Here is a 20747-nt window from a genome sequence, read left to right as displayed (position 1 = left end):
CGGCGCGCGCTCATGCCTCAACTCCCGATGCGGCCTTGCGCAACCGCGCCGCGGTGCCATGGCCCAGATAGGCTTCGACGACCTTGTCGTCGGAGGTCACTTGCGCCGGGCTGCCCTCGGCGATCAACTGGCCCTGCGCGAGCACCCACACGTGTTCGGCCAGGTGCATCACGGCCTGCATGACGTGCTCGATCATCAGCACCGTGACGCCGCTGTCGGCGATGCCGCGCACCACCGGCATCATCTCGGCGATCTCCTGCGGGTTGAGGCCGGCGAGCACTTCGTCAAGCAGAAGGAGGCGCGGCCTGGTGGCAAGCGCGCGCGCCAGTTCGAGCCGCTTGCGGCCGGCCACGGTGAGGTCGGATGCGGGCTTGTCCAACTGCGGCGCAAGGCCCACGCGCAGCGCGACGGCCTCGGCGTTCTGCAGCGCCTCGGCACGGCCGCGCACATGCAGGTGCGCACCCACGGCGATGTTCTCGCGCACCGTCTGCGCCGCAAAGGGCTTGACGATCTGGAAGGTGCGGGTCATGCCCAGCGCGGCATTGCGGTGCGGCTCGCGGCCGGTGATGTCCTCGCCCGCGAAGCGCACGGTGCCGGTGTCGGGCTTCAGGAAGCCCGACATCAGCGCGAACAGCGTGGTCTTGCCCGCGCCGTTCGGTCCGATCAGCGCGCTCAGGCTGCCTTCGCGCACCGAAAGGCTCACGTTCTGCACGGCCTTGAGGCCGCCGAAGGAGCGCGACAGGCCGTCGATGGCCAGCAGGGCGTCAGTCATGGCGGCCTCCCTTCGAATTCCACAGCTGCCGCACCGACAGCCCGATGCCAGCGATGCCGCGCGGCACGAAGATGACGATAAGCATCAGCACCGTGCCGTAGATCACCATGTTGATGCCCGGCAGTTCGCCGAAGAGATTGCGCGTGAGGTCCGACAGCACATGCAGCACGACCGCACCGAGCACCGGGCCCCACATCGTGCCCATGCCGCCGACGATGGCCGCGACCAGCGCCTCGATCGACACGGCCGGCCCGTAGGCGATGCCCGCGTCGATGTACTGGAACACCTGCACGTAGAAGGCGCCCGCCGCGCCCATGAACGCCGCGGATACTCCGATGGCCCCGAGCTTGACGCGGAACGGATCGACGCCGACGGCGCGCGCCGCGTCCTCGTTGTCGCGCACCGCCTGCAGGTAGGCACCGAAGCGCCCGTTGCGCAGCCACCAGGTAACCAGCAGCGCCGCGACGACCATTGCAAGCACCACCCACAGGTAACCCGCACGCGAGGAGAACTGCAGGTTGGCCACCGATTCGCGCAGCGGCACCATGAGCCCGACGCCGCCGCCCGTGAAATCGACCGACAGCGCGAGGATGCGGAACACCTCTGCGAACGCCAGCGTGACCAGCGCGAAGTACGAGCCCTTGAGGCCGTAGCGGAAGGTGAGCGCGCCCATGAAGAGCCCGACGAGTGCCGCGCCGACGATGGCGAGCGCCAGCGCGACCCAGGCGTTGATGCCGCCCTGCAATTGCGCGATTGCCTGGATGTACGCCCCGGTGCCGAAGAACAGCGCATGCCCGAACGAGAACTGCCCGCCGAAACCGCCGAGGATGTTCCAGGCCTGCGCGATGAGCGTGGCGTAGAGCGCCATCATCACGAAGTTGAGCGTGACGCCCGACTTGGTGACAAACGGCACGCAAGCGACCAGCACCGCGAAAAGCGCAATGCCCGCGAGTTGTTTGTGCGCGCTGCTCATGCCTTGGCTCCAAACATGCCCTGCGGCCGGAACAGCACCACGCCGATGAAGATCGCGAAGATGCCGATCTGCCCGAGCGATTCACCGAGGTAGAGGCCACCGAGCGACTCGACAATGCCGACAAGGAAGCCGCCGATCAACGCCCCCACGAAGCTGCCCATGCCACCGAGCACGACGATGGTGAACGCCACCAGCACGAATCCGCCGCCCACCTGCGGGTTGACGTAGTACGCCGGCAGCAGAAAGCAAGCGGCAGCGCCCAGGCAGGCGAGGCCGATGCCGAAGCTCATCGCGTAGACATGGTCCACGTCGATGCCCATGAGCTTGGCGCCCTCCTTCTCCTTGGCAACCGCCCGGATGGCACGGCCGAGATCGGTACGGCCCATGATCCAGAACAGAATGCCCGAGACCACGAGCGCACCCGCGAAGGCCACGAGCTTGGGCACCGCGATCATCGCGGGGCCGATGGCGACGGTGCTGAGCGAATAGGCGGTGTCGATGTTGCGCGTGTCCGATTTGAAGAACAGCAGCGCAAGGTTCTCCATGACGATGGCGATGCCCAGCGTCGCGAGCAGGATGTTCTCGTCCTTGCCGTGGCCCGCGCGGTTGATGACCACGCGCTGCAGCGCATAGCCGAGCACGAACATGCCCGCTACGACGATCGGCAGCGCGAGGTACGGATCGATTCCCAGCCGCTCCTTGAGGAAGTACACCGCGTACAACGCCAGCATCAGGCTGGCGCCGTGCGCGAAGTTGATGATGTGCAGGACGCCGTAGATCAGCGTGAGCCCCAGCGCGATCAGTGCATACACCGCGCCCGTCGTCAGCCCGTTCAGGACCGACGGAAAAAGAATGCTGAAATCGAACATCCTGCCTTCCGCTTCAGATCGTGCGCAGCGGGAACACCGGGTCCACCTCGCGGTAGTCGCGCGGGATGATGACCTTGATGTCGTTCTTCACCACCTGCGTCATGAGCGGCTGCGCGCCCTCGTTCTGGCCGTTGAGGAACTTTGTCGGACCGTAGGGCATGAAGTGGTTCGAGAAGGTGCTCTTCTCGAGCGCATCGACGATGGCCGCGCGCTCGGCGGACTTGGCGCGCTCCAGCGCATCGGCCAGGAGCCACATCGACGCGTAGGTCATGAAGATTTCGTAGCTGAAGAACTGGCCCTTGGCCTCCACGCGCTTGCGCAGCTCCTGCGCGCGCTTGTCCTTGGGGTTGAACCAGTGGTTGCAGTCGATGATGCCGTTGGCTGCGTCCGGAAATTCCTTCACGAACTTGTAGCTTGACGCCGCGCCGCCCAGCACCGAGAAGATCGCCTTGGGCACCACCTTCTGCTGCTGCATGGTGCGCACCAGCAGTGCGTACTCGTTGTAGTAGTTGGCCGGGATCACGATGTCGGGGTTGATCGACTTCATGCGCAGCACGATGTTGTTGAAGTCGCGCGTGGGGTTGGCATGCTTCACCACCTCCTTCACCTCGAAGCCGTAGCCCGGCAGTTCGCGCGAGAGCAGCTGTGCAGTGCCGGCGCCGAAGAGCGACTCCTCGTGGATGATCATCACCGTCTTGGCCGGGTTGCCAGCGGCCTTGTTGAGCACCAGCAGGTTGGCCATGGCCACCTCGGTCGACTTCTTGTAGCCCGGGCCGAAGCGGAAGGTGTTCTTCAGGCCGCGCTCCACGATCTGGTCGGCCACGCCCACGTCCACCACGTGCGGCAGGTTGTACTTGGCCGCGGCCTGCGTTGTCGCCAGGCAGATGGCCGAGGCGTAGGCGCCCACGATGGCGGACACGCCGGCCTCGTTCATCTTCTCGACCTCGGCAGCCCCCGCCTGCGGCTGCGACTGCGCATCGCCCAGCAGGGCTTCGAGCTTCGCGCCGCCGAGCGACTTGATGCCGCCCGCCGCGTTGATGTCCTCGATGGCCATCAGCGCACCCAGGCGGCACTGCTGCCCCGAGTAGGCGAGCGCACCGGTCACCGGATGCAGCACGCCGACCTTGACGGTCTTGGGCTGCGCGCCGGCCACGAGCGGGAAGGCGACGGCGGTCGCCAGGGCGGCGGACTGCGACACGAAACTGCGGCGGTTCTGCATGGTGGGCTTTCCTTTTCTCTTCAGTTGAACTTGGCTGACACGTCTTTGCTGACCCACACCTTCGCGTCGATGCTGCCCACGCGGGAGAGCTGCATTTCGTAGGTGTAGCGGTCGGGGCGGTAGAGGCCGTGCAGCCACTGCACGGGCCGCTCGTCTTCGTCGTAGATGAGGCGGCGCACCGCGAGCAGGGCCGAGCCGACCGACACGTCGAGATGCTGCGCAAGCACGTTGTCTGCCAGGCGCGCGGAAATGGTCTGGTGCGCGCGGCCCACCTTGACGCCCGACTCCTCCAGCAGCACGAGGATCGGCTTCTTCGACAGCTCGCGGCGGCCGAAGCGGCGCGCGATGGTGTCGGGCACGTAGGTGGTGATGTGGGAGAGCGGGCCCTCCTTGGTGGAGCGCACGCGCACCGCCTTTTGCACGGCATCGCCCAGCTGCAGCTGCAGCGCCTCGGCCACTTGCGTAGAGGCCGTGATGGTTGCGACCTCGATCACCTTCACGGAGGTGTGCAGGCCCATGGTGACCAGGTTCTCGAGCAGGCCGCGCAGGTTGGCGCGCTCCAGGTTCTTTGCGCCGGACGACTCGCCCGCCCCTGGCGGCGGCAGAGCGCGCGTGCGGCGGCCGGGGTTGCGTGCGATCAGCCCTTCGGACGAGAGCTGTTCGAGCGCGCGGCGCACCGTGACGCGCGCCACGCCGAACTGCGCCATGAGCGCGAGTTCGCCCGGCAACCCCTCCGCAAAACGCCCTTCGTGCAGCTGCTCACGCAGGACCAGATAGATCTGGTGGTACTTCGGCAAAGGCATTTGCGACATGCCTTTGATGTTTTTGCAGTTTCAATGTTCTGTCAATGGGACATTTAAAACGGCAACTGAGCAAAGAGAAACGGCGCGCCGGGACATCGCCCGCCGCGCCGTTTGTGGCTTCTCTCTTTACTGCTTACAGCTTGAACGGAATCACTTCCTGGCGCTGCTCGCCCAGCCCTTCGATGCCCAGCGTCATCACGTCGCCCTTCTTCAGGTAGAGCGGCGGCTTCATGCCCAGGCCCACGCCGGGCGGCGTGCCGGTGGTGATGACGTCGCCGGGCAGGAGCGTCATGAACTGGCTCAGGTAGCTCACGATCTTGGCAATGCTGAAGATCATGGTCTTGGTGCTGCCGGTCTGCATGCGCTTGCCGTTGAGGTCGAGCCACATCGACAGCTTTTGCGGGTTGGGCACTTCGTCGCGCGTTACCAGCCACGGGCCGATGGGGCCGAAGGTGTCGCAGCCCTTGCCCTTGTCCCAGGTGCCGCCGCGCTCGATCTGGAACTCGCGCTCGCTCACGTCGTTGATGGTGCAGTAGCCGGCCACGAAGTTGAGCGCGTCCTTTTGCGAGACGTAGCGGGCGCGCGTGCCGATGACCACGCCAAGCTCCACTTCCCAGTCGCTCTTGACCGAGTTCTTGGGCAGCATGACCGGATCGTTCGGGCCCTGGATGCAGCTGGTCGCCTTCATGAAGACCACCGGTTCCGCGGGAATCGGCAGTCCCGACTCGGCCGCATGGTCGGCGTAGTTCAGGCCGATGGCAATGAACTTGCCGACGTTGGCCACGGGGCTGCCGAAACGCGGCTTGCCCTTGACCAGCGGCAGCTTGTCGATCTTCTGCTTGCGCAGCTTGGCAATCGCGGCGTCGCCGAGTTGCTCAGGCCCGATGTCCTTGACCACCGAGCTCAGGTCGCGCAGGCGGCCTTCGTCGTCGATGAGGCCGGGCTTTTCCTTGCCGGGGTTGCCATAGCGAACGAGTTTCATGTTGTCCTTTCTTGGGGGGGAGACTGATTGATCAGTAAGTGGAGCGGCCGCCGGAGAGGTCGAACACGGCGCCGGTGGAAAACGAGCAATCTTCGGTGCAGAGCCAGCCGACCATCGCGGCCACCTCTTGCACCGTGCCGAAGCGGCCCATCGGAATTTTCGAGAGCATGAACGCGATGTGCTCCGGTGTCATCTGGTCGAAGATGGCGGTCTTTACGGCCGCAGGCGTTACGCAGTTGACGCGAATACCGGTGTCGGCCAGCTCCTTGCCCAGCGACTTGGTGAGCGCAATGACGGCGGCCTTGCTCGCACTGTAGGCGCTGGCGTTGGGGTTGCCCTCCTTGCCCGCCACCGAGGCGATGTTGACGATGCGGCCATAGCCCTGCTTGCGCATTTGCGCGACCGCTTCGCGGCAGCAGAGAAAGACGCCGTTGATGTTGACCTCCATCACCTGCCGCCAATCGTCCACCGGATAGTCCCAGAGCTTGGTGTTGGGGCCGGTAATGCCAGCGCTGTTGACCAGCGCATCGATGCGCGGCGATTGCGCCAGCGTGGCCGCGACGGCGGCTGCCACCGAAGGCTGCTGCGCCACGTCGACCTGCAGTGCGAACGCCTTGGACCCGAGCGCAGCAGCAGCCTTGTGCGCCGCGGCCTCGTCGCGGTCCCACAGCGTGACGCTGCCGCCCGATGCGATCAGCCGCTCGGCAATGCCGTAGCCCAGCCCAGCCGCGCCGCCGGTCACCACGGCATGGCGGCCGGCGAAGTCGAGCTGGTTCATATGGTGATGCCGCCGTCTACCGTGAAGGCCTGGCCTGTTGCAAACACCGATTCGTCGCTGGCCAGGAACACCACCACGGGTGCAATTTCTTCGGCTTGCGCGAGCCGCCCCATGGGCTGGCGGGCAATGAAGGCCTTGCGGGCGGCGTCCGGGTCTTCATTGGCGTTGATGCGTTCGCCGAGCGACGGTGTATCGACCGTGCCGGGGCACACCGCATTGCAGCGGATGCCGCGCGCCACGAAGTCGGCCGCCACGCTCTTGGTGAGGCCGAGCACTGCGGCCTTGGTGGTGCCATAGACGAAACGGTTGGGCAACCCCTTCATGCTGGAGCACACGCTCGCCATGTTGATGATGCTGCCCCGCCCCGCGGCCAGCATGCCGGGCAGCGCGGCCTGGATCGTCCAGAACTGCGCGCGCACGTTCAGGTTGAACGCGAACTCCAGGTCCTTGTCGGTGGCGTCGAGCGCGGTGCCGTTGTGCACCACGCCCGCGCAGTTGAACAGCACGTCGAGCGCGGGAAGACTCTTGAAGAAGGCGCCGATGGCGTCCTTGTCGAGCACGTCGAGCCTGGCCGTGCGAACGTTGGCTACGCCGGCGTAGCGCTCGAGCAGCTTTTCGTTCACGTCGGTTGCCCAGACCTGTGCGCCTTCGGCGGCCATGGCGAGCACGCTCGCGTGGCCAATGCCTTGTCCGGCTGCCGTCACGAGCACGGTCTTGCCCTTGAGTCTCATGCATGTCTCCTAGAAAGATGGGAACCGGCCGTTCAGGGTTTGGCCTGATGGCAATGGCGCGGTGCGGATCGTATTCTGAATTGGCCTTACCACTTGTCCAATTCAGGACAACCCTTAACAACAAGCCCCCTCGTGCCGCTACAGACCGTCGAACCCCAGCGCTTGTACCGCCAGATTGCCGACCAGCTCCGCGGGCTGATCGGCCAGGGCGAGTTCGCGGTCGGCGCGCGGCTGCCGGCCGAACGCGACCTGGCCAAGCAGCTCGGCGTAAGCCGGCCTTCGGTGCGCGAGGCGCTGATTGCGCTCGAAGTCGAAGGCTGGGTCGAGGTTCGTACGGGCTCGGGCGTGTATGTGCTCGACCGCTCGCACCGCGCAAGCAAGCCGGTGGCGCCCACCGAATGGGGGCCGCTGGAGCTGATTCGCGCGCGCCGTGTGATCGAAGGCGAAACCGCCGCCATTGCGGCCACCATCGGCAAGCGCAAGGACATCGACGCCATGAGCCGCGCCATCGAGCTGATGCGCGAGCTTGCCGACCGCGAAGTGCTGCCGCTGGACGGCGACCGCGCGTTCCACGTGGCCATCGTTTCGGCCAGCGGCAATGCGGTGCTGGTGGAAACGGTGCAGAGCTTCTGGGACTCGCGCAACGGGCCGATCTTCACGCGCCTGGGTGGCTACTTCGAGACGGTGCCGTCGTGGCGCTCGGCCATTGCAGAGCACGAGGCCATTCGCGACGCGGTGGCCGCGCATGACGCCGAGGGCGCGCGCGCCGCAATGCACATCCACATGGACAACTCGCACCAGAGATTCAGCGCGAGCTGGCGCCGCGCAAAAACTTCCTGAATCGCCAGCAGCATTTTTCTTTCAGCCACTACAACGGAGACAAACCGATGAACAGCAGCAAACGCAACACCCTGAAAGCCATCGCCGCCTGCACCCTGGCAGCCACCGCGCTGGGCACCGCCGGCATGGCCGGTGCGCAAACCAAGCTCAAGTGGGCGCACGTGTACGAAACCTCGGAGCCGTTCCACAAGTACTCCGTGTGGGCTGCCGAAGAGATCAAGAAGCGCACCAACGGCAAGTACGACATCCAGGTGTTCCCGGCATCCAGCCTGGGCAAGGAAGCGGACATCAACCAGGGCATGACGCTCGGCACGGTCGACATCGTGCTCACGGGCGCGAGCTTTGCGGGCAACACCTACAAGCCGCTGGCCGTGACCTACTTTCCGTTCATCTTCCGCGACGCGGAGCATCTGCTGAAGTACGCGAAGAGCGATGTGTTCAAGGAGCTTGCCAAGGGCTACGACGACAAGAGCGGCAACCACATCACGGCGCTCAACTACTACGGCGCGCGCCATGTCACTTCGAGCGCGGCCAAGCCGGTGACCAAGCCGGAGGACATGAAGGGCCTGAAAATCCGCGTGCCCGACGCGCCGGCCTACCTGGCCTTCCCCAAGGCGCTGGGTGCCAACGCCACGCCCATTGCCTTTGCCGAGGTCTACCTCGCGCTGCAGAACAACACAGTCGATGCGCAGGAAAACCCGCTGCCGACCATCGAGGCCAAGAAGTTCTTCGAGGTGCAGAAGAACATCTCGCTCACGGGCCACATCGTCGACTCACTGCTGACGGTGACCTCCGGCCAGCTGTGGGGCAAGCTTTCGGCCGACGAGAAGAAGATTTTCACCGAGGTGATGCAAGAGGCCGCTGAAAAGACCGGCCGCGACATCATCGCTTCGGAAGCCCGCCTGGTCGAAGAGTTCAAGAAGAAGGGCAACAACGTGATCACGGTGGACAAGGCCGCGTTCCGCGAAGCCGTGCTGAAGAACACCAAGCCCACTGACCACGGCTATCGCCAGCAGGATTACGACCGCATCACAGCAATCAAGTAACCCCCCGAAGCGGCTCACTTCGTGTAGCCGCCTCCCCCTCGAGGGGGCGACACCAGCGGCCCGGCAAAGCCGGTTCCGCGGTGTCTCCCGAAGGGGCTTCGCTTTGCTTGCCGCTGGAGCCGACCAGGAGATTGCATTGACTGACGACAAGAAAATCATTGATGACGAGGGCCACTTCCACGCGGAAGACGAGGTCGTCGACCTTTCCCACACCATCGCCGAAGGCTGGATCTCGCTCGCGATCTTCTGGATGCTCGGGCTCACGGTGTTCTACCAGTTCGTCACGCGCTATGTGATGAACGATTCGGCCGCGTGGACCGAGGAAGTGGCACGCTACATGCTGATTGCGGTGGTCTTCATCGGCGCCGCAATCGGCGTCGCAAAGAACAACCAGATCCAGGTCGATTTCTTCTACCGCCACATGCCCGCGGCCATGGGCCGATGGATGTCTCGCGCGGTCGACGTGCTGCGCACCGCCTTCTTCATTGCGGCCGTGGTCATGACGGTGCAGATGATGCTGAAGATCGGCAACACCACGCGCATGACGATCGTCGATGCGCCGATGAACATCGTCTACGGCCTGTGCCTGTTCGGCTTCATCGCGATGACCTGGCGCTCCATCCAGGTGGCGCGCACTCACTGGAAGCGCGGCTACAGCGTGCTCGAACGACCCGAATCCACCCTGGCCGACCGCTGATCCCGACGAGAACAACTGCATGCTGAAAATATTCTTCCTGGTCTTCATGGCGGGCGGCATTCCGGTGGCCGTGGCCATGGCCGGCGCCTCGCTGGCCTACATCCTCGTGAGCGGCAGCCTGCCGCCGTTCGTCGTCATCCACCGCATGGTGAGCGGCATCGACAGCTTTCCGCTGCTGGCGGTGCCCTTCTTCATCCTGGCCGGCAACCTGATGAACAACGCGGGCATCACCACCCGCATCTACAACTTCGCGCTGGCGCTGGTGGGTTGGCTCAAGGGGGGCCTCGGCCATGTGAACGTGCTGGGCTCGGTGATCTTCGCGGGCATGAGCGGCACCGCCATTGCCGATGCCGCGGGCCTGGGCACGATCGAGATCAAGGCGATGAAGGAGCACGGCTATTCGACCGAATTCGCGGTGGGCGTGACCGCGGCTTCGGCCACGCTGGGCCCGATCATTCCCCCGAGCCTGCCATTCGTGATCTACGGGATGATGGCCAACGTGTCGGTGGGGGCGCTGTTCCTTGCGGGCATCCTGCCGGGCGTACTGCTGGCCATATTGATGATGCTGACGGTGGCTTACTTTGCCCACCGCAACGGCTGGGGCGGCGACGTCAAGTTCTCGAGCACGCGCTTCTTCAAGGCGATGTGCGAGCTGGCTGTGGTGGTCGGCTGGCCGCTCCTCATCTGGCTCCTGGTTTCGAAGCTGGGCACGCCGCCGCAGCTCACCGTGTTTGCGGGCCTGGCGTCGCTCTTCGTGCTCGACAGGATCTTCAAGTTCGAAGCGCTGCTGCCCATCATGACCCCGGTGCTGCTGATCGGCGGCATGAGCACGGGCCTTTTCACGCCCACAGAGGGCGCAATTGCCGCCTGCGTATGGGCCATGATCCTGGGCTTTGCCTGGTACAAGACGCTCTCGTGGAAGATGTTCGTCAAGGTGTGCCTCGACACCATCGAGACCACATCGACCGTGCTGTTCATCGTGGCGGCTGCCTCCATCTTCGGCTGGATGCTCACCGCTACCGGCGTGACCACCGACATCGCCAGCTGGGTGCTGGGCTTCACCAAGGAAGCCTGGGTGTTTCTGCTGCTGGCCAACCTGCTGATGCTGTTCGTGGGCTGCTTCCTGGAGCCCACCGCCGCCATCACCATTCTGGTTCCCATCCTGCTGCCGATTGCCACGCAGCTGGGCGTCGACCCAATCCACTTCGGCCTGGTGATGGTGCTGAACCTGATGATTGGCCTGCTGCATCCGCCGATGGGCATGGTGCTGTTCGTGCTGGCGCGCGTGGCGGGGCTGAGCTTCGAGCGCACGACGATGGCGATCTTGCCGTGGCTCATTCCGCTGCTGCTGGCCTTGGTCGTGATTACCTATGTGCCTTCATTGGTACTGTGGTTGCCCAAAATGTTCTTCTAGTCACCACACAACACGAGTTCCACGATGAATCCCTTCATTCGCCTGCATCCGGCCGACGATGTCGTGATCGCGCGCAGCCAGCTGGTCGGCGGCGCCAAGGTCGAAGACTTCGCCGTGCGCGGCCTCATTCCCGCCGGCCACAAGGTGGCGACGCACGCCATTGCCGCGGGTGAACCGGTGCGCCGCTACAACCAGATCATCGGCTTTGCGAGCAAGCCCATTGCGGCCGGCGAGCATGTGCACACGCACAACCTCGACATGGGCCGGGACAAGGGCGACTTCGAGCGCGACTACGCCTTTGGCGCCGACGTGAAGCCGCCCACCGCAAAGCGCGAGGCCACCTTCATGGGCATCAAGCGGGCGGACGGCCGCGTGGCCACGCGCAACTACATCGGCGTGCTGACGAGCGTGAACTGCTCGGCCACCGCGGCGCGCGCCATTGCGGACCACTTTTCGCGCAAAACCAATCCGGCTGCGCTGGCGGACTACCCAAACGTCGACGGCATCGTGGCGCTCACGCACGGCACGGGCTGCGGCATGGACACGCAAGGCATGGGCATGCAGATTCTGGAGCGCACGCTCACGGGCTATGCCACGCACCCCAACTTTGCGGGCGTGCTGGTGGTGGGCCTGGGCTGCGAGGCGAACCAGATCAACGCCTGGCTCGCAACGGGCCACCTGGCCGAGGGCGAGAACTTTCGCACCTTCAACATCCAGGACACCGGCGGCACGCGCAAGACGGTGGAGAAAGGCATTGCGCTCATCAACGAGATGCTGCCGCGCGCCAACGCGGTGAAGCGCGAACCGTGCAGCGCGGCGCACATCACCATCGGCCTGCAGTGCGGCGGCTCCGACGGCTATTCGGGCATCAGCGCCAACCCGGCGCTAGGTGCGGCGGTCGACCTGCTGGTGGCGCATGGCGGCACGGCCATCTTGAGTGAAACGCCCGAGGTCTATGGCGCCGAGCACCTGCTCACGCGCCGCGCGGTGCGGCGCGAGGTCGGCCAGAAGCTGGTGGACCGCATCAAGTGGTGGGAGCACTACACCGAGATCAACGAAGGCGAGATGAACAACAACCCCTCGCCGGGCAACAAGGCGGGCGGTCTCACGACGATTCTCGAGAAGTCGCTAGGTGCGGTGGCCAAGGGCGGCACCAGCAACCTCGAGGCGGTGTACGAATATGCCGAGCCGGTGACGGCGCACGGCTTCGTCTACATGGACACGCCGGGCTACGACCCGGTAAGCGCCACGGGCCAAGTGGCCGGCGGCGCGAACATCATCTGCTTCACGACCGGGCGCGGCTCGGCCTACGGCTGCGCACCCTCTCCTTCGCTCAAGCTCGCGACCAACTCGGCGCTGTGGCAGCGGCAGGAAGAGGACATGGACATCAACTGCGGCGAGATCGTGGACGGCAGCAGTTCGATCCAGGAGATGGGCCAGCGCATCTTCGAGTTGGTGCTGGCGACCGCGTCCGGCGAACCGTCGAAGAGCGAGAAACATGGCTACGGCCAGAACGAATTCGTGCCGTGGCAAGTCGGCGCAGTCATGTAGCTCGCCCCCAGGCTACGCGCACTTCGTGTCGCTTCTCCCTCCCCCTACCGGGGGCAACACCAGCGGCCCGGCAAAGCCGGTTCCGCGGTGTTTCACGAACGGGCCTTGCTGCGCGGCCCTTGATCAAACCCATGGAGTCAACTGATGCCCAAGACCCTTCCCGCCGCTACGTTGCGATCGCAATGCGCGCAAATCCTGACTGCCGCCGGCAGCACGCCGGCCGAAGCCGAACAGGTGGCGGCCAACCTGGTGCTCGCCAACCTGAGCGGCCATGATTCGCATGGCGTGGGCATGCTGCCGCGCTATGTCGATGCGGTGGCCGAAGGCGGGCTTGTGCCCAATGCCTCGGTCAAGGTCAATGCCGACATCGGCACGCTGCTCGCGCTCGACGGCCAGCATGGCTACGGGCAGATCGTGGGCGTGCAGGCAATGGAACTCGGCATCGCGCGGGCAAGGCAGCACGGTAGCTGCATCTTCACGCTCGCGAATGCGCACCACCTGGGCCGCATCGGGCACTTTGCCGAAATGGCAACGGCTGAAGGCCTGGTGTCGATGCACTTCGTCAACGTGCTCTCGCGGCCCGTGGTGGCGCCATGGGGCGGCGGCGACGGGCGCTTTGGTACCAACCCGTGCTGCATCGGCATTCCGCTGGCAGGGGCCGAGCCCTTTCTGCTCGACTTTGCGACCAGCCGCGTGGCACAGGGAAAGATGCGCGTTGCGCACAACAAGGGCGAGCAGGTGCCCGACGGCTACCTGATCGACGAGCGCGGCGCGCCGACCAATGACCCGGGCGTGGTGGTGGTGCCGCAATCGAACGGGCTCTTCGGCGCGCTCATGACTTTCGGCGAGCACAAGGGCTACGGCATGGCCATGGCCTGCGAGTTGCTGGGCGGTGCGCTCACCGGCGGCGGCACCTGGCACCGCCCGGCCGATACGGCGCGCACGGTGCTCAACGGCATGCTGACCATCCTGATCGATCCCGCGAAGCTGGGAACGCAGGAAAGCTTCGCGCAGGAAGCGACAGCCTTCGTCGACTGGCTGCGCCAGAGCCCACCGGGCGCAGGCTTCGACCAGGTGCAGATCGCGGGCGAACCCGAGCGCGCCGCACGTGCGGCGCGCGAGCGCAGCGGCATCTGGCTGGACGATGCAACGTGGGGAGAAATCGTCGCGGCCGGTTCCAAGGTAGGCGTAGCAATCGCGTAGAAACCCGCGCTCCCGCTCATCTAGCGGCGTGCGTTGCGCGACTTCTGGCTCAGCACGATGGCAATGCCACCCAGGATGGCCACCGACGCGGCCGCCAGCCGCGGCGTGATTGCTTCCGAGAGCAGCAGCACCCCGCCGAACGCAGCCAGGAGCGGCACCGAAAGCTGCACGGTGGCAGCCTGCATGGCCGAAAGACGGGCCAGCGCTGCATACCAGACCACATAGCCGAGGCCCGACGTCAGCGCGCCGGAGGCCACGGCCAACGCGATGCCGGTTGCGTCCGCATGGGCTCGCGCCACGAAAACGACGCTGAGCGCCAAGGCCAGCGGCACCGCCCGCAAGAAGTTGCGCGAGGTGGCGGCCAAGGGGTTGGGCACGCCACGGCCGCGGAGCGAATACACGCCCCACGCCACGCCGGCGACGGCCATCAGCACGGCGCCCAGGAGCGGCGGTGCGGCAACACCGGGCAACACCAGGTAGACCAGCCCGCCCGCCGCCAGCACGAAGCCGAGCCAAGCGACGGGTCCGAAGCGCTCGCCCGCGCCAAGGCCGGCGCCCAGCATGGTGAGCTGAACCGCGCCGAACAGGATCAGCGCGCCCGTGCCCGCGGAAAGGCTGAGGTAAGCAAAAGAAAAGAAAGCCACATAGGCAAACAACATGGCGGCAGCGAGCCAGTCGGCTCGGGCGGCCGAAGGCGGCCGCGACCTCAGCTGCACGACAAGCAGGAGCGTGATTGCACCGGAAACCAGTCGGATGCTGCCGAAGCTGGCCGGATCGATACCCTGCCGCTGCAGCGCGAGCCTGCACAACAGCGAGTTGGCCGCGAACGCGAGCATGGCCACCGCCGTCAGGGCGATGGTCTGCAGGGCGGACGGGCCGCGGCGTGCCTCGGACACAACTTCAGACATGGCTCGCCACCATGAAGACAGCCCATCCCAGTAGCGCGAACCCGAGCGGCGCGCTCAGCCGATGGCCCCAGGAAACGTTCTTCTCCAGTGCCATGACCACGGCCAGCAGCAGCATCCACCCAAGGCTGCCGGTGCCGAGCGCGAACATCAACAGCATGAGCGCCCAGCAGCAGCCGACGCAGAAGAGGCCGTGGTGCATGCCCAGGGCGAATGCCTGGCGGGTTTGCGCATGGCCGCGCCAGTGCTCGATGACGAAGCTCAGAGGCGTTCGGCACTTCTCCAGGCACTGGTGCTTGAGGCGGCTGAACTGGAAGGCGCCGGCCAGCGCAATGGTCGCGGCACCGATGACCCAGCCGTGCCAGGCCAACGTGGGCGCGCTGGCCAGCAGTGCCAGCACCGCGCTGTGGAGCCCGTGCGCCAGCAGGCCGAAGGCGCCCCACACCGCCATGTAGCCGAGCCCCAGCATGGTGAGCAGGCGTGCGTGGTCGGCCCGCCCGGCGGTCAGCCGGTCGAAGGCGTTGAACAGCGGCAGCGTGGTCGGCAGCATCATGGCGGCCGTCATGAGGACCCACGCCGCAGCGTAGAGCACGGCAGGCACGACCACGCCGCCGGCCGGGACGACCTGGCACAGGAAGGCGGCCGGGCCGGAGACAGTCCAGTCGCCATGTTCGAGATAGCGTCCGTAAGGGCTGCGTGCCCAGGCCCACAACACCAGCCACGCGAGCGTGGCGAGCGCGGCAAGAACCGGCAGGAACACGCGGCGGTGCCGGACGGCATTGGCCGGCGTGGCGCTCATGAGTCGAAGACGAAGGTGCTCTGCAGCGCGTTGTGGTTCTTGATGTCGAGGTCGATGCCGAGGGCGGGGTTCTTCGATCGGTAGGTGGGCGCCTTGCCGACGAACACCGGCGCGCCCGGCACCGTGGAAAACACGGTGTCGGACAGCGTGGTCTGGCCGCCGGTGGCGCCGCGGTAGGGCTCGAGTTCGGCGTAGTAGTCGGTGCCGATCTCCAGCTCGCCCTTGCCTTCGTTCACCGTAAAGCGAATGGGCGCCCGCTCGACCGACACGACCTCGCCGATGAGCTTGGCCAGGTCGGCGATCGGCCCGCCGGCTTGCCCGGTGTAAACCTTGAGCAGCGCTTCTTCCTGCTCCTTGGAGGCGTTGTCGTCGACGAAGATGGCCGCCGTCCAGTTGCCTTGGAGGATGTTTCCGGGCACGTGGGCCACGGCTGCGATGGTGTTGCCGCCGACGTCGATGCCGTCGATGGTTCCCTTGTCGATGCGCCACGCGACGATGGTGTCGCAGGTGCCGTTGTCGGGGTCCTCGCCGATCCAGCAGGGACACAGGACATTGCAGTTGCAAACCTCGAGCAGGCGACCTTCCAGGTGATAGCTCATACGAACCTCCGTTCAGAAGCTACGCGAACACAGGCTTGTCGCCGCGACTCAGCGGCAAGGGGGCGCTGATCGTACGCCTCGCAACCAGGCAAGTCGAGTGCGCCATCCGGACCCATGCGGCGCCGTGGGTACCCTGGGTACCCATGGGCTGCGGCGGATCAGCTCCGGCTTGCGTCGTGCGCCGGCTTGCCGACCTGGACGCTCACTTCCTCGCCCTTGATCTTCGCCTGCACGGCCTTCACGGCTTTTTCGAGCCGCGCGCCGTAGTCGGCATCGGCTTGGCGGAAGTAGCCGATCGAGCGGTCGATGATGTCCTGCCGCGTCACGGCGCCCAGCCCGCCCGCGATGCTGTTCACCAGCCGCTCCTTGGCTGCTTCGTCCATCAGGCGATAAAGGTCGCCGGCCTGAACGAAGTCGGTGTCCTCGGGGTGTTGCTGCCACTGGTGGCTGCCGGTCCAGCCGTGGATCTCGAGCGGCGCATACACCGGCTCGTTGGTCTGCTTGGGCGCGTTGCTGAAGCTGTTGGGCTCGTAGTTGGGCCCGCGGCCGCCGTTGCCGTCGCTGCGCATCGCGCCGTCGCGGCCGTAGTTTTGCGCCGTGGTGGCGTGCGGACGGTTCACCGGCAGTTGCGTGTGGTTGATGCCCAGGCGGTAGCGCTGCGTGTCGCCGTAGCTGAACAGGCGGCCTTGCAGCATCTTGTCGGGCGACGGGCCGATGCCGGGCACGAAGTTGGCGGGGTTGAATGCAGCCTGCTCGATCTCGGCAAAGTAGTTGTCGGGGTTGCGGTTGAGCGTGAGGATGCCGATGTCGATCTTCGGATAGTCCTTGTGCGACCAGACCTTGGTCAGGTCGAAGGGGTTGAAGCGGTAGGTCTGCGCTTCGGCCACGGGCATGATCTGCACCTGCACCTTCCAGGTCGGGAACTCGCCGCGCTCGATGGAGTGCAGCAGGTCGAGGTGGTGGTGGTTCGGGTTTTCGCCCCCCACGCGCTGCGCCTCTTCGGCCACGAAGGTCTCGATGCCCTGGTTGGTCTTGAAGTGGTACTTGACCCAGAAGGCCTCGCCCTTGGCGTTTACCCACTGGAAGGTGTGCGAGCCAAAGCCATCCATGTGACGGTAGCTCTTCGGAATGCCGCGGTCGCCGAAGAGCCAGGTGAACTGGTGGGTGGCTTCGGGCGAATGCGAGAAGAAGTCCCACGCGTTGTTGGGCTCCTGCACGTGGCTGTAGGGGTCGCGCTTCTGCGAATGGATGAAGTCCGGAAACTTGAGCGGATCGCGAATGAAGAAGACCGGCGTGTTATTGCCGACGAGATCGTAGTTGCCTTCTTCGGTATAGAACTTGAGCGCAAAGCCCCGCGGGTCGCGCACGGTGTCGGCCGAGCCGAGTTCGAGCGCCACGGTCGAGAAACGAGCCAGCACTTCGGTCTTCTTGCCCACCTGGCCGAGGAATTTGGCTTTCGTCCATTTCGACACGTCGGCCGTGACTTCGAAAGTGCCGAAGGCGCCCGATCCACGCGCATGCACCACGCGCTCCGGAATGCGCTCGCGGTCGAAGCGCGCAAGCTTCTCGATGAGGTTGTGGTCCTGCATCAGCACAGGGCCGTTGACGCCAGCCGTTTGCGACTGCTGGTTGTTCTCGACGGGCGCGCCGTTTTCGGTAGTGAGCTCGGTCATTTATGGGCTTTCCTCGTGTGTTGTGGAGCCCATGTATTCTGTCAATGAATATGACGGCGTCACGTCATATTCAACTATCGCCTCGATAGGAGGCGATCCCCGCGACCGGCGGCGCGCCCGCGCTGCCGCTAGACGATCAGCGCGATCGTGGCTTCGAGATGTTCCGAAGGCGCACGGCGGAAGCCCGAGCGCGTGAAGCGCTGCAACTGACCCACCACAAAGGCCGTGAGCGCGGCGGCGCGCACCTGCGCGTCGACCGTGGGGGTCGCAGAACCGTCAGCGGCGGCCGTGCCGCGCAGCACTTGGCGCAGCGTGGCTTCGATCTTGTCGAAGAACTGGTTCATGCGCTGCTGGAGCCGCTCGTTCTCGAACACCAGTGCGTCGCCCACCATGACGCGCGTCATGCCCGGGTTGCGCTCGGCAAACTGCACCAGCAGCGTGAGGATTCTGGCGGCCTGCTGCGCGCCGGTGGCACCTTCGCGCTCGAGGATCTGGTTGACCAGGGTGAAGACGCTCTGCTCGATGAAGTCGATGAGGCCTTCGAACATCTGAGCCTTGCTCGCGAAGTGGCGGTAAAGCGCAGCCTCGCTCACGTCCAGCCGGGCTGCCAGTGCCGCGGTGGTCACCCGCTCGGCGCCGGGTTGTTCCAGCATGGCGGCCAGCGCCTGCAGAATCTGCACGCGCCTTTCCCCTGGCTTGGGGCGCTTTCGCACGGGGGCGGCGGCTGCCAGCGGCTCTGTTGGAGTTTCTACGCCGGGATAGCTTGTCTCTTCGTTCTGCATGGGAGCGCGTGCAAAGATGTAATCAATTGATTCTCGCACAGGGCCGCGCAGTGAGCGCGTGCAAACGGGGCGGGAAAGCTCGTACAGAATCAACTTCCCTGACAAAGTAAAGAGTTTTTCATGGCCAACAGCGTACTGGTGACCGGAGGGGCGGGTTTCATTGGCAGCCACACCTGCGTGGCGTTGGCCGCAGCCGGCTATGTGCCGGTGATCCTGGACAACCTGGGCAACAGCGACGTGCGGGTGCTGGAACGCTTGCGCCAGATCACGGGCAGCGCGCCACGGCTCGTCGAAGGCGACGTGCGCGACAGGGGCCTGCTCGACCGCGTGCTGGGGAGTGAACGTTTCTCGGCCGTGATCCACTTTGCCGGCCTCAAGGCCGTCGGCGACTCGGTGGCCGACCCGCTGGCCTACTACGACAACAACGTGCACGGCAGCTTTGTGCTTGCTTCGGCCATGCAGCAGGCGGGCGTGCGGACCTTGATTTTTTCGTCGTCGGCCACGGTGTACGGCGAACCCGACCATTCACCCATTCCGGAAGACGCGCCCTGCAGGCCGGCCAGCCCCTACGGGCGATCGAAGCACATGGTCGAAGAAGCACTCACCGATTTGCACCGCGCCGAACCGGAATGGCGCATCGCGCTGCTGCGCTACTTCAACCCCGTCGGCGCGCATGAAAGCGGGCTCATCGGAGAACATCCGCAAGGCAAGCCGAACAACCTGATGCCCTTCGTGTGCCAGGTGGCCGTGGGGCAGCGGGACAAGCTGGTGATCCACGGCAACGACTACCCCACGCCCGACGGCACCGGCGTGCGCGACTACGTGCACGTGATGGACCTGGCCGAAGGACACGTCGCGGCCCTGCGGCATGCGGAGGCCCATCCAGGCCTTGTCACGCTGAACCTCGGCACCGGCCAGGGCGCTTCAGTGCTGGAGGTCGTGCATGCCTTCGAACGCGCGAGCGGGCGAACGATTCCTTGCGAGATCGGCCCGCGCCGGGCTGGCGATGTGCCCGCGTACTGGGGCGACCCCTCGCTTGCGCAGGCCACGCTGGGGTGGCGTGCGCATCGCGGGCTGGACCAGATGTGTGCGGACAGCTGGCGCTGGCAGCAGGGCAATCCGAACGGGTACGAGGGCTGAGCCCGCCCCGCAGAGTTTGATTGGCTCAGCGCGCGCGAATCATCGTGCCGTAGGCCTGGTCGGTCAGGATTTCGAGCAGCATGGCGTGCGGCACCCGCCCGTCGATGATGTGCACCGCATTCACGCCGCTCTTGGCTGCATCGAGCGCGCCTTCGATCTTGGGCAGCATGCCGCCGGAGATGGTGCCGTCGGCAAACAGGTCGTCGATTTCGCGTGCGCTCAGGTTGGTGAGCAGCTTGCCGTCCTTGTCGAGCACGCCGGGCGTGTTGGTCAGGAGCATGAGCTTTTCGGCCTTGAGCACGGTGGCGAGCTTGCCTGCGACGACGTCGGCATTGATGTTGTAGCTCTCGTTCTCCTCACCGAAGCCGATGGGGCTGACCACGGGAATGAACGCGTCGTCCTGCAGCGCCTTCACCACGCTGGGGTCGATGGAGACGATGTCGCCGACCTGGCCCACGTCGTGATGCAGGTTGGGGTCGGTGCGGTCGGCCATCTTGAGCTTTTGCGCACGGATCATGCCGCCGTCGCGGCCGGTCAGGCCCACGGCCTTGCCGCCGGCCTGGTTGATGAGGCCCACGATGTCCTGCTGCACTTCGCCGGCCAGCACCCATTCGACCACTTCCATGGTCTCGGCGTCGGTCACGCGCATGCCCTGGATGAAGCTGCCCTTCTTGCCCAGCCGGTTGAGCGCCGCCTCGATCTGCGGGCCGCCGCCATGCACCACCACCGGGTTCATGCCGACCAGCTTGAGCAGCACCACGTCTTCCGCAAAGTCGGCCTGCAGGGCCGGATCGGTCATGGCATTGCCACCGTACTTGATGACGATGGTCTTGCCGTGAAACTTGCGGATGTACGGCAGCGCCTGGGCCAATATCTCGGCCTTGTCGCGCGGGGGAATGTTGAGGACGGGGTCGGTCATGGGCGGGCAGGCTCCAAAACGGTGAGGACGATGGATAGAGGAAATTGTCGCA

21 protein-coding genes are annotated in these 20747 nt (G+C 65.5%); 7 read left to right on the top strand and 14 right to left on the bottom strand.

Going from position 1 to position 20747, the window contains the following annotated elements:
- Positions 1–10: 10 nt before the first annotated feature.
- The 8 genes from V9L21_RS22435 to V9L21_RS22400 all read right to left on the bottom strand — a co-directional run bounded on the left by V9L21_RS22435 (position 11) and on the right by V9L21_RS22400 (position 7127).
- Entirely contained in the window at positions 11–772 is a 762-nt protein-coding gene (locus tag V9L21_RS22435) for an ABC transporter ATP-binding protein (RefSeq protein ID WP_337315082.1), read from the bottom strand.
- Complete coding sequence (locus tag V9L21_RS22430) at positions 765–1745, bottom strand: branched-chain amino acid ABC transporter permease (RefSeq protein WP_337315081.1); 981 nt, start codon at positions 1743–1745, stop codon at positions 765–767. Before V9L21_RS22430 ends, V9L21_RS22435 begins: the two co-directional genes overlap by 8 nt.
- Positions 1742–2614: a branched-chain amino acid ABC transporter permease gene (locus V9L21_RS22425; protein ID WP_337315080.1), complete on the bottom strand. Its 873-nt coding sequence runs from the start codon at positions 2612–2614 to the stop codon at positions 1742–1744. The genes V9L21_RS22430 and V9L21_RS22425 overlap by 4 nt, the downstream gene beginning before the upstream one ends.
- A 13-nt stretch (positions 2615–2627) precedes the next feature.
- Complete coding sequence (locus V9L21_RS22420) at positions 2628–3833, bottom strand: ABC transporter substrate-binding protein (protein ID WP_337315079.1); 1206 nt, start codon at positions 3831–3833, stop codon at positions 2628–2630.
- A gap of 20 nt (positions 3834–3853) precedes the next feature.
- The gene (locus V9L21_RS22415) at positions 3854–4636 is read right to left on the bottom strand and encodes a GntR family transcriptional regulator (RefSeq protein ID WP_337315078.1); all 783 of its coding nucleotides are present in this window, start codon (positions 4634–4636) and stop codon (positions 3854–3856) included.
- 133 nt (positions 4637–4769) lie between these two features.
- Complete coding sequence (locus V9L21_RS22410) at positions 4770–5618, bottom strand: fumarylacetoacetate hydrolase family protein (protein ID WP_337315077.1); 849 nt, start codon at positions 5616–5618, stop codon at positions 4770–4772.
- A gap of 31 nt (positions 5619–5649) precedes the next feature.
- Entirely contained in the window at positions 5650–6396 is a 747-nt protein-coding gene (locus V9L21_RS22405) for an SDR family NAD(P)-dependent oxidoreductase (RefSeq protein ID WP_337315076.1), read from the bottom strand.
- Positions 6393–7127: an SDR family oxidoreductase gene (locus V9L21_RS22400; protein WP_337315075.1), complete on the bottom strand. Its 735-nt coding sequence runs from the start codon at positions 7125–7127 to the stop codon at positions 6393–6395. Before V9L21_RS22400 ends, V9L21_RS22405 begins: the two co-directional genes overlap by 4 nt.
- Positions 7128–7259: 132 nt before the next feature.
- On the opposite strand from V9L21_RS22400, the gene V9L21_RS22395 reads away from it, so the two are divergent.
- The 6 genes from V9L21_RS22395 to V9L21_RS22370 all read left to right on the top strand — a co-directional run bounded on the left by V9L21_RS22395 (position 7260) and on the right by V9L21_RS22370 (position 13878).
- Positions 7260–7967 carry a FadR/GntR family transcriptional regulator gene (locus tag V9L21_RS22395; protein ID WP_337315074.1) on the top strand — a complete coding sequence of 236 codons (708 nt, stop codon included), beginning with the start codon at positions 7260–7262 and terminating at the stop codon, positions 7965–7967.
- Positions 7968–8014: 47 nt separating this feature from the next.
- Positions 8015–9013, top strand: a complete 999-nt coding sequence (locus V9L21_RS22390; protein WP_157611938.1) for a sialic acid TRAP transporter substrate-binding protein SiaP — start codon at positions 8015–8017, stop codon at positions 9011–9013.
- Positions 9014–9149: 136 nt separating this feature from the next.
- A complete protein-coding gene (locus tag V9L21_RS22385; protein ID WP_337315073.1) occupies positions 9150–9710 on the top strand; it encodes a TRAP transporter small permease in 561 nt (186 codons plus the stop codon).
- Positions 9711–9729: 19 nt separating this feature from the next.
- Entirely contained in the window at positions 9730–11124 is a 1395-nt protein-coding gene (locus V9L21_RS22380; protein ID WP_337315072.1) for a TRAP transporter large permease, read from the top strand.
- 24 nt (positions 11125–11148) lie between these two features.
- Complete coding sequence (locus V9L21_RS22375; RefSeq protein WP_337315071.1) at positions 11149–12675, top strand: UxaA family hydrolase; 1527 nt, start codon at positions 11149–11151, stop codon at positions 12673–12675.
- Between the two features lie 144 nt (positions 12676–12819).
- Entirely contained in the window at positions 12820–13878 is a 1059-nt protein-coding gene (locus V9L21_RS22370) for a malate/lactate/ureidoglycolate dehydrogenase (RefSeq protein ID WP_337315070.1), read from the top strand.
- 20 nt (positions 13879–13898) lie between these two features.
- Here the strand turns inward: V9L21_RS22370 and V9L21_RS22365 are convergent, their stop codons facing one another.
- The 5 genes from V9L21_RS22365 to slmA form a co-directional block, all read right to left on the bottom strand.
- Positions 13899–14786: a DMT family transporter gene (locus tag V9L21_RS22365; RefSeq protein WP_337315069.1), complete on the bottom strand. Its 888-nt coding sequence runs from the start codon at positions 14784–14786 to the stop codon at positions 13899–13901.
- A complete protein-coding gene (locus V9L21_RS22360; RefSeq protein ID WP_337315068.1) occupies positions 14779–15582 on the bottom strand; it encodes a DUF2182 domain-containing protein in 804 nt (267 codons plus the stop codon). Before V9L21_RS22360 ends, V9L21_RS22365 begins: the two co-directional genes overlap by 8 nt.
- Complete coding sequence (locus V9L21_RS22355; RefSeq protein ID WP_337315067.1) at positions 15579–16181, bottom strand: DUF1326 domain-containing protein; 603 nt, start codon at positions 16179–16181, stop codon at positions 15579–15581. Before V9L21_RS22355 ends, V9L21_RS22360 begins: the two co-directional genes overlap by 4 nt.
- A gap of 158 nt (positions 16182–16339) precedes the next feature.
- Entirely contained in the window at positions 16340–17854 is a 1515-nt protein-coding gene (locus V9L21_RS22350; protein WP_337315066.1) for a catalase, read from the bottom strand.
- Between the two features lie 128 nt (positions 17855–17982).
- Positions 17983–18636, bottom strand: coding sequence for a nucleoid occlusion factor SlmA (gene slmA / locus V9L21_RS22345; protein WP_258503916.1), 654 nt, complete (start codon positions 18634–18636; stop codon positions 17983–17985).
- Positions 18637–18756: 120 nt separating this feature from the next.
- Here slmA and galE point away from each other — a divergent pair, with 120 nt between their 5' ends.
- A complete protein-coding gene (galE, locus tag V9L21_RS22340) occupies positions 18757–19776 on the top strand; it encodes a UDP-glucose 4-epimerase GalE (protein WP_337315065.1) in 1020 nt (339 codons plus the stop codon).
- A gap of 25 nt (positions 19777–19801) precedes the next feature.
- Here the strand turns inward: galE and argB are convergent, their stop codons facing one another.
- Complete coding sequence (gene argB / locus V9L21_RS22335) at positions 19802–20695, bottom strand: acetylglutamate kinase (RefSeq protein ID WP_093021615.1); 894 nt, start codon at positions 20693–20695, stop codon at positions 19802–19804.
- Positions 20696–20747 lie beyond the last annotated feature (52 nt).

It is taken from the genome of Variovorax sp. CCNWLW235 (assembly GCF_037204085.1).
GTDB lineage: Bacteria > Pseudomonadota > Gammaproteobacteria > Burkholderiales > Burkholderiaceae_C > Variovorax.
Note: the sequence above shows the minus strand (reverse complement) of the source record. Positions and strands in the feature narration are given on the sequence as shown.

Bases quoted from the DNA above. Each gene is read 5' to 3' on its own strand.
- V9L21_RS22420 (WP_337315079.1), bottom strand. From the start codon at position 3,833: ATGCAGAACCGCCGCAGTTTCGTGTCGCAGTCCGCCGCCCTGGCGACC.
- V9L21_RS22370 (WP_337315070.1), top strand. From the start codon at position 12,820: ATGCCCAAGACCCTTCCCGCCGCTACGTTGCGATCGCAATGCGCGCAA.
- slmA (WP_258503916.1), bottom strand. From the start codon at position 18,636: ATGCAGAACGAAGAGACAAGCTATCCCGGCGTAGAAACTCCAACAGAG.
- V9L21_RS22410 (WP_337315077.1), bottom strand. From the start codon at position 5,618: ATGAAACTCGTTCGCTATGGCAACCCCGGCAAGGAAAAGCCCGGCCTC.
- V9L21_RS22380 (WP_337315072.1), top strand. From the start codon at position 9,730: ATGCTGAAAATATTCTTCCTGGTCTTCATGGCGGGCGGCATTCCGGTG.
- V9L21_RS22355 (WP_337315067.1), bottom strand. From the start codon at position 16,181: ATGAGCTATCACCTGGAAGGTCGCCTGCTCGAGGTTTGCAACTGCAAT.
- galE (WP_337315065.1), top strand. From the start codon at position 18,757: ATGGCCAACAGCGTACTGGTGACCGGAGGGGCGGGTTTCATTGGCAGC.
- V9L21_RS22390 (WP_157611938.1), top strand. From the start codon at position 8,015: ATGAACAGCAGCAAACGCAACACCCTGAAAGCCATCGCCGCCTGCACC.
- V9L21_RS22425 (WP_337315080.1), bottom strand. From the start codon at position 2,614: ATGTTCGATTTCAGCATTCTTTTTCCGTCGGTCCTGAACGGGCTGACG.
- V9L21_RS22430 (WP_337315081.1), bottom strand. From the start codon at position 1,745: ATGAGCAGCGCGCACAAACAACTCGCGGGCATTGCGCTTTTCGCGGTG.
- V9L21_RS22365 (WP_337315069.1), bottom strand. From the start codon at position 14,786: ATGTCTGAAGTTGTGTCCGAGGCACGCCGCGGCCCGTCCGCCCTGCAG.
- argB (WP_093021615.1), bottom strand. From the start codon at position 20,695: ATGACCGACCCCGTCCTCAACATTCCCCCGCGCGACAAGGCCGAGATA.
- V9L21_RS22375 (WP_337315071.1), top strand. From the start codon at position 11,149: ATGAATCCCTTCATTCGCCTGCATCCGGCCGACGATGTCGTGATCGCG.
- V9L21_RS22400 (WP_337315075.1), bottom strand. From the start codon at position 7,127: ATGAGACTCAAGGGCAAGACCGTGCTCGTGACGGCAGCCGGACAAGGC.
- V9L21_RS22350 (WP_337315066.1), bottom strand. From the start codon at position 17,854: ATGACCGAGCTCACTACCGAAAACGGCGCGCCCGTCGAGAACAACCAG.
- V9L21_RS22435 (WP_337315082.1), bottom strand. From the start codon at position 772: ATGACTGACGCCCTGCTGGCCATCGACGGCCTGTCGCGCTCCTTCGGC.
- V9L21_RS22405 (WP_337315076.1), bottom strand. From the start codon at position 6,396: ATGAACCAGCTCGACTTCGCCGGCCGCCATGCCGTGGTGACCGGCGGC.
- V9L21_RS22415 (WP_337315078.1), bottom strand. From the start codon at position 4,636: ATGCCTTTGCCGAAGTACCACCAGATCTATCTGGTCCTGCGTGAGCAG.
- V9L21_RS22360 (WP_337315068.1), bottom strand. From the start codon at position 15,582: ATGAGCGCCACGCCGGCCAATGCCGTCCGGCACCGCCGCGTGTTCCTG.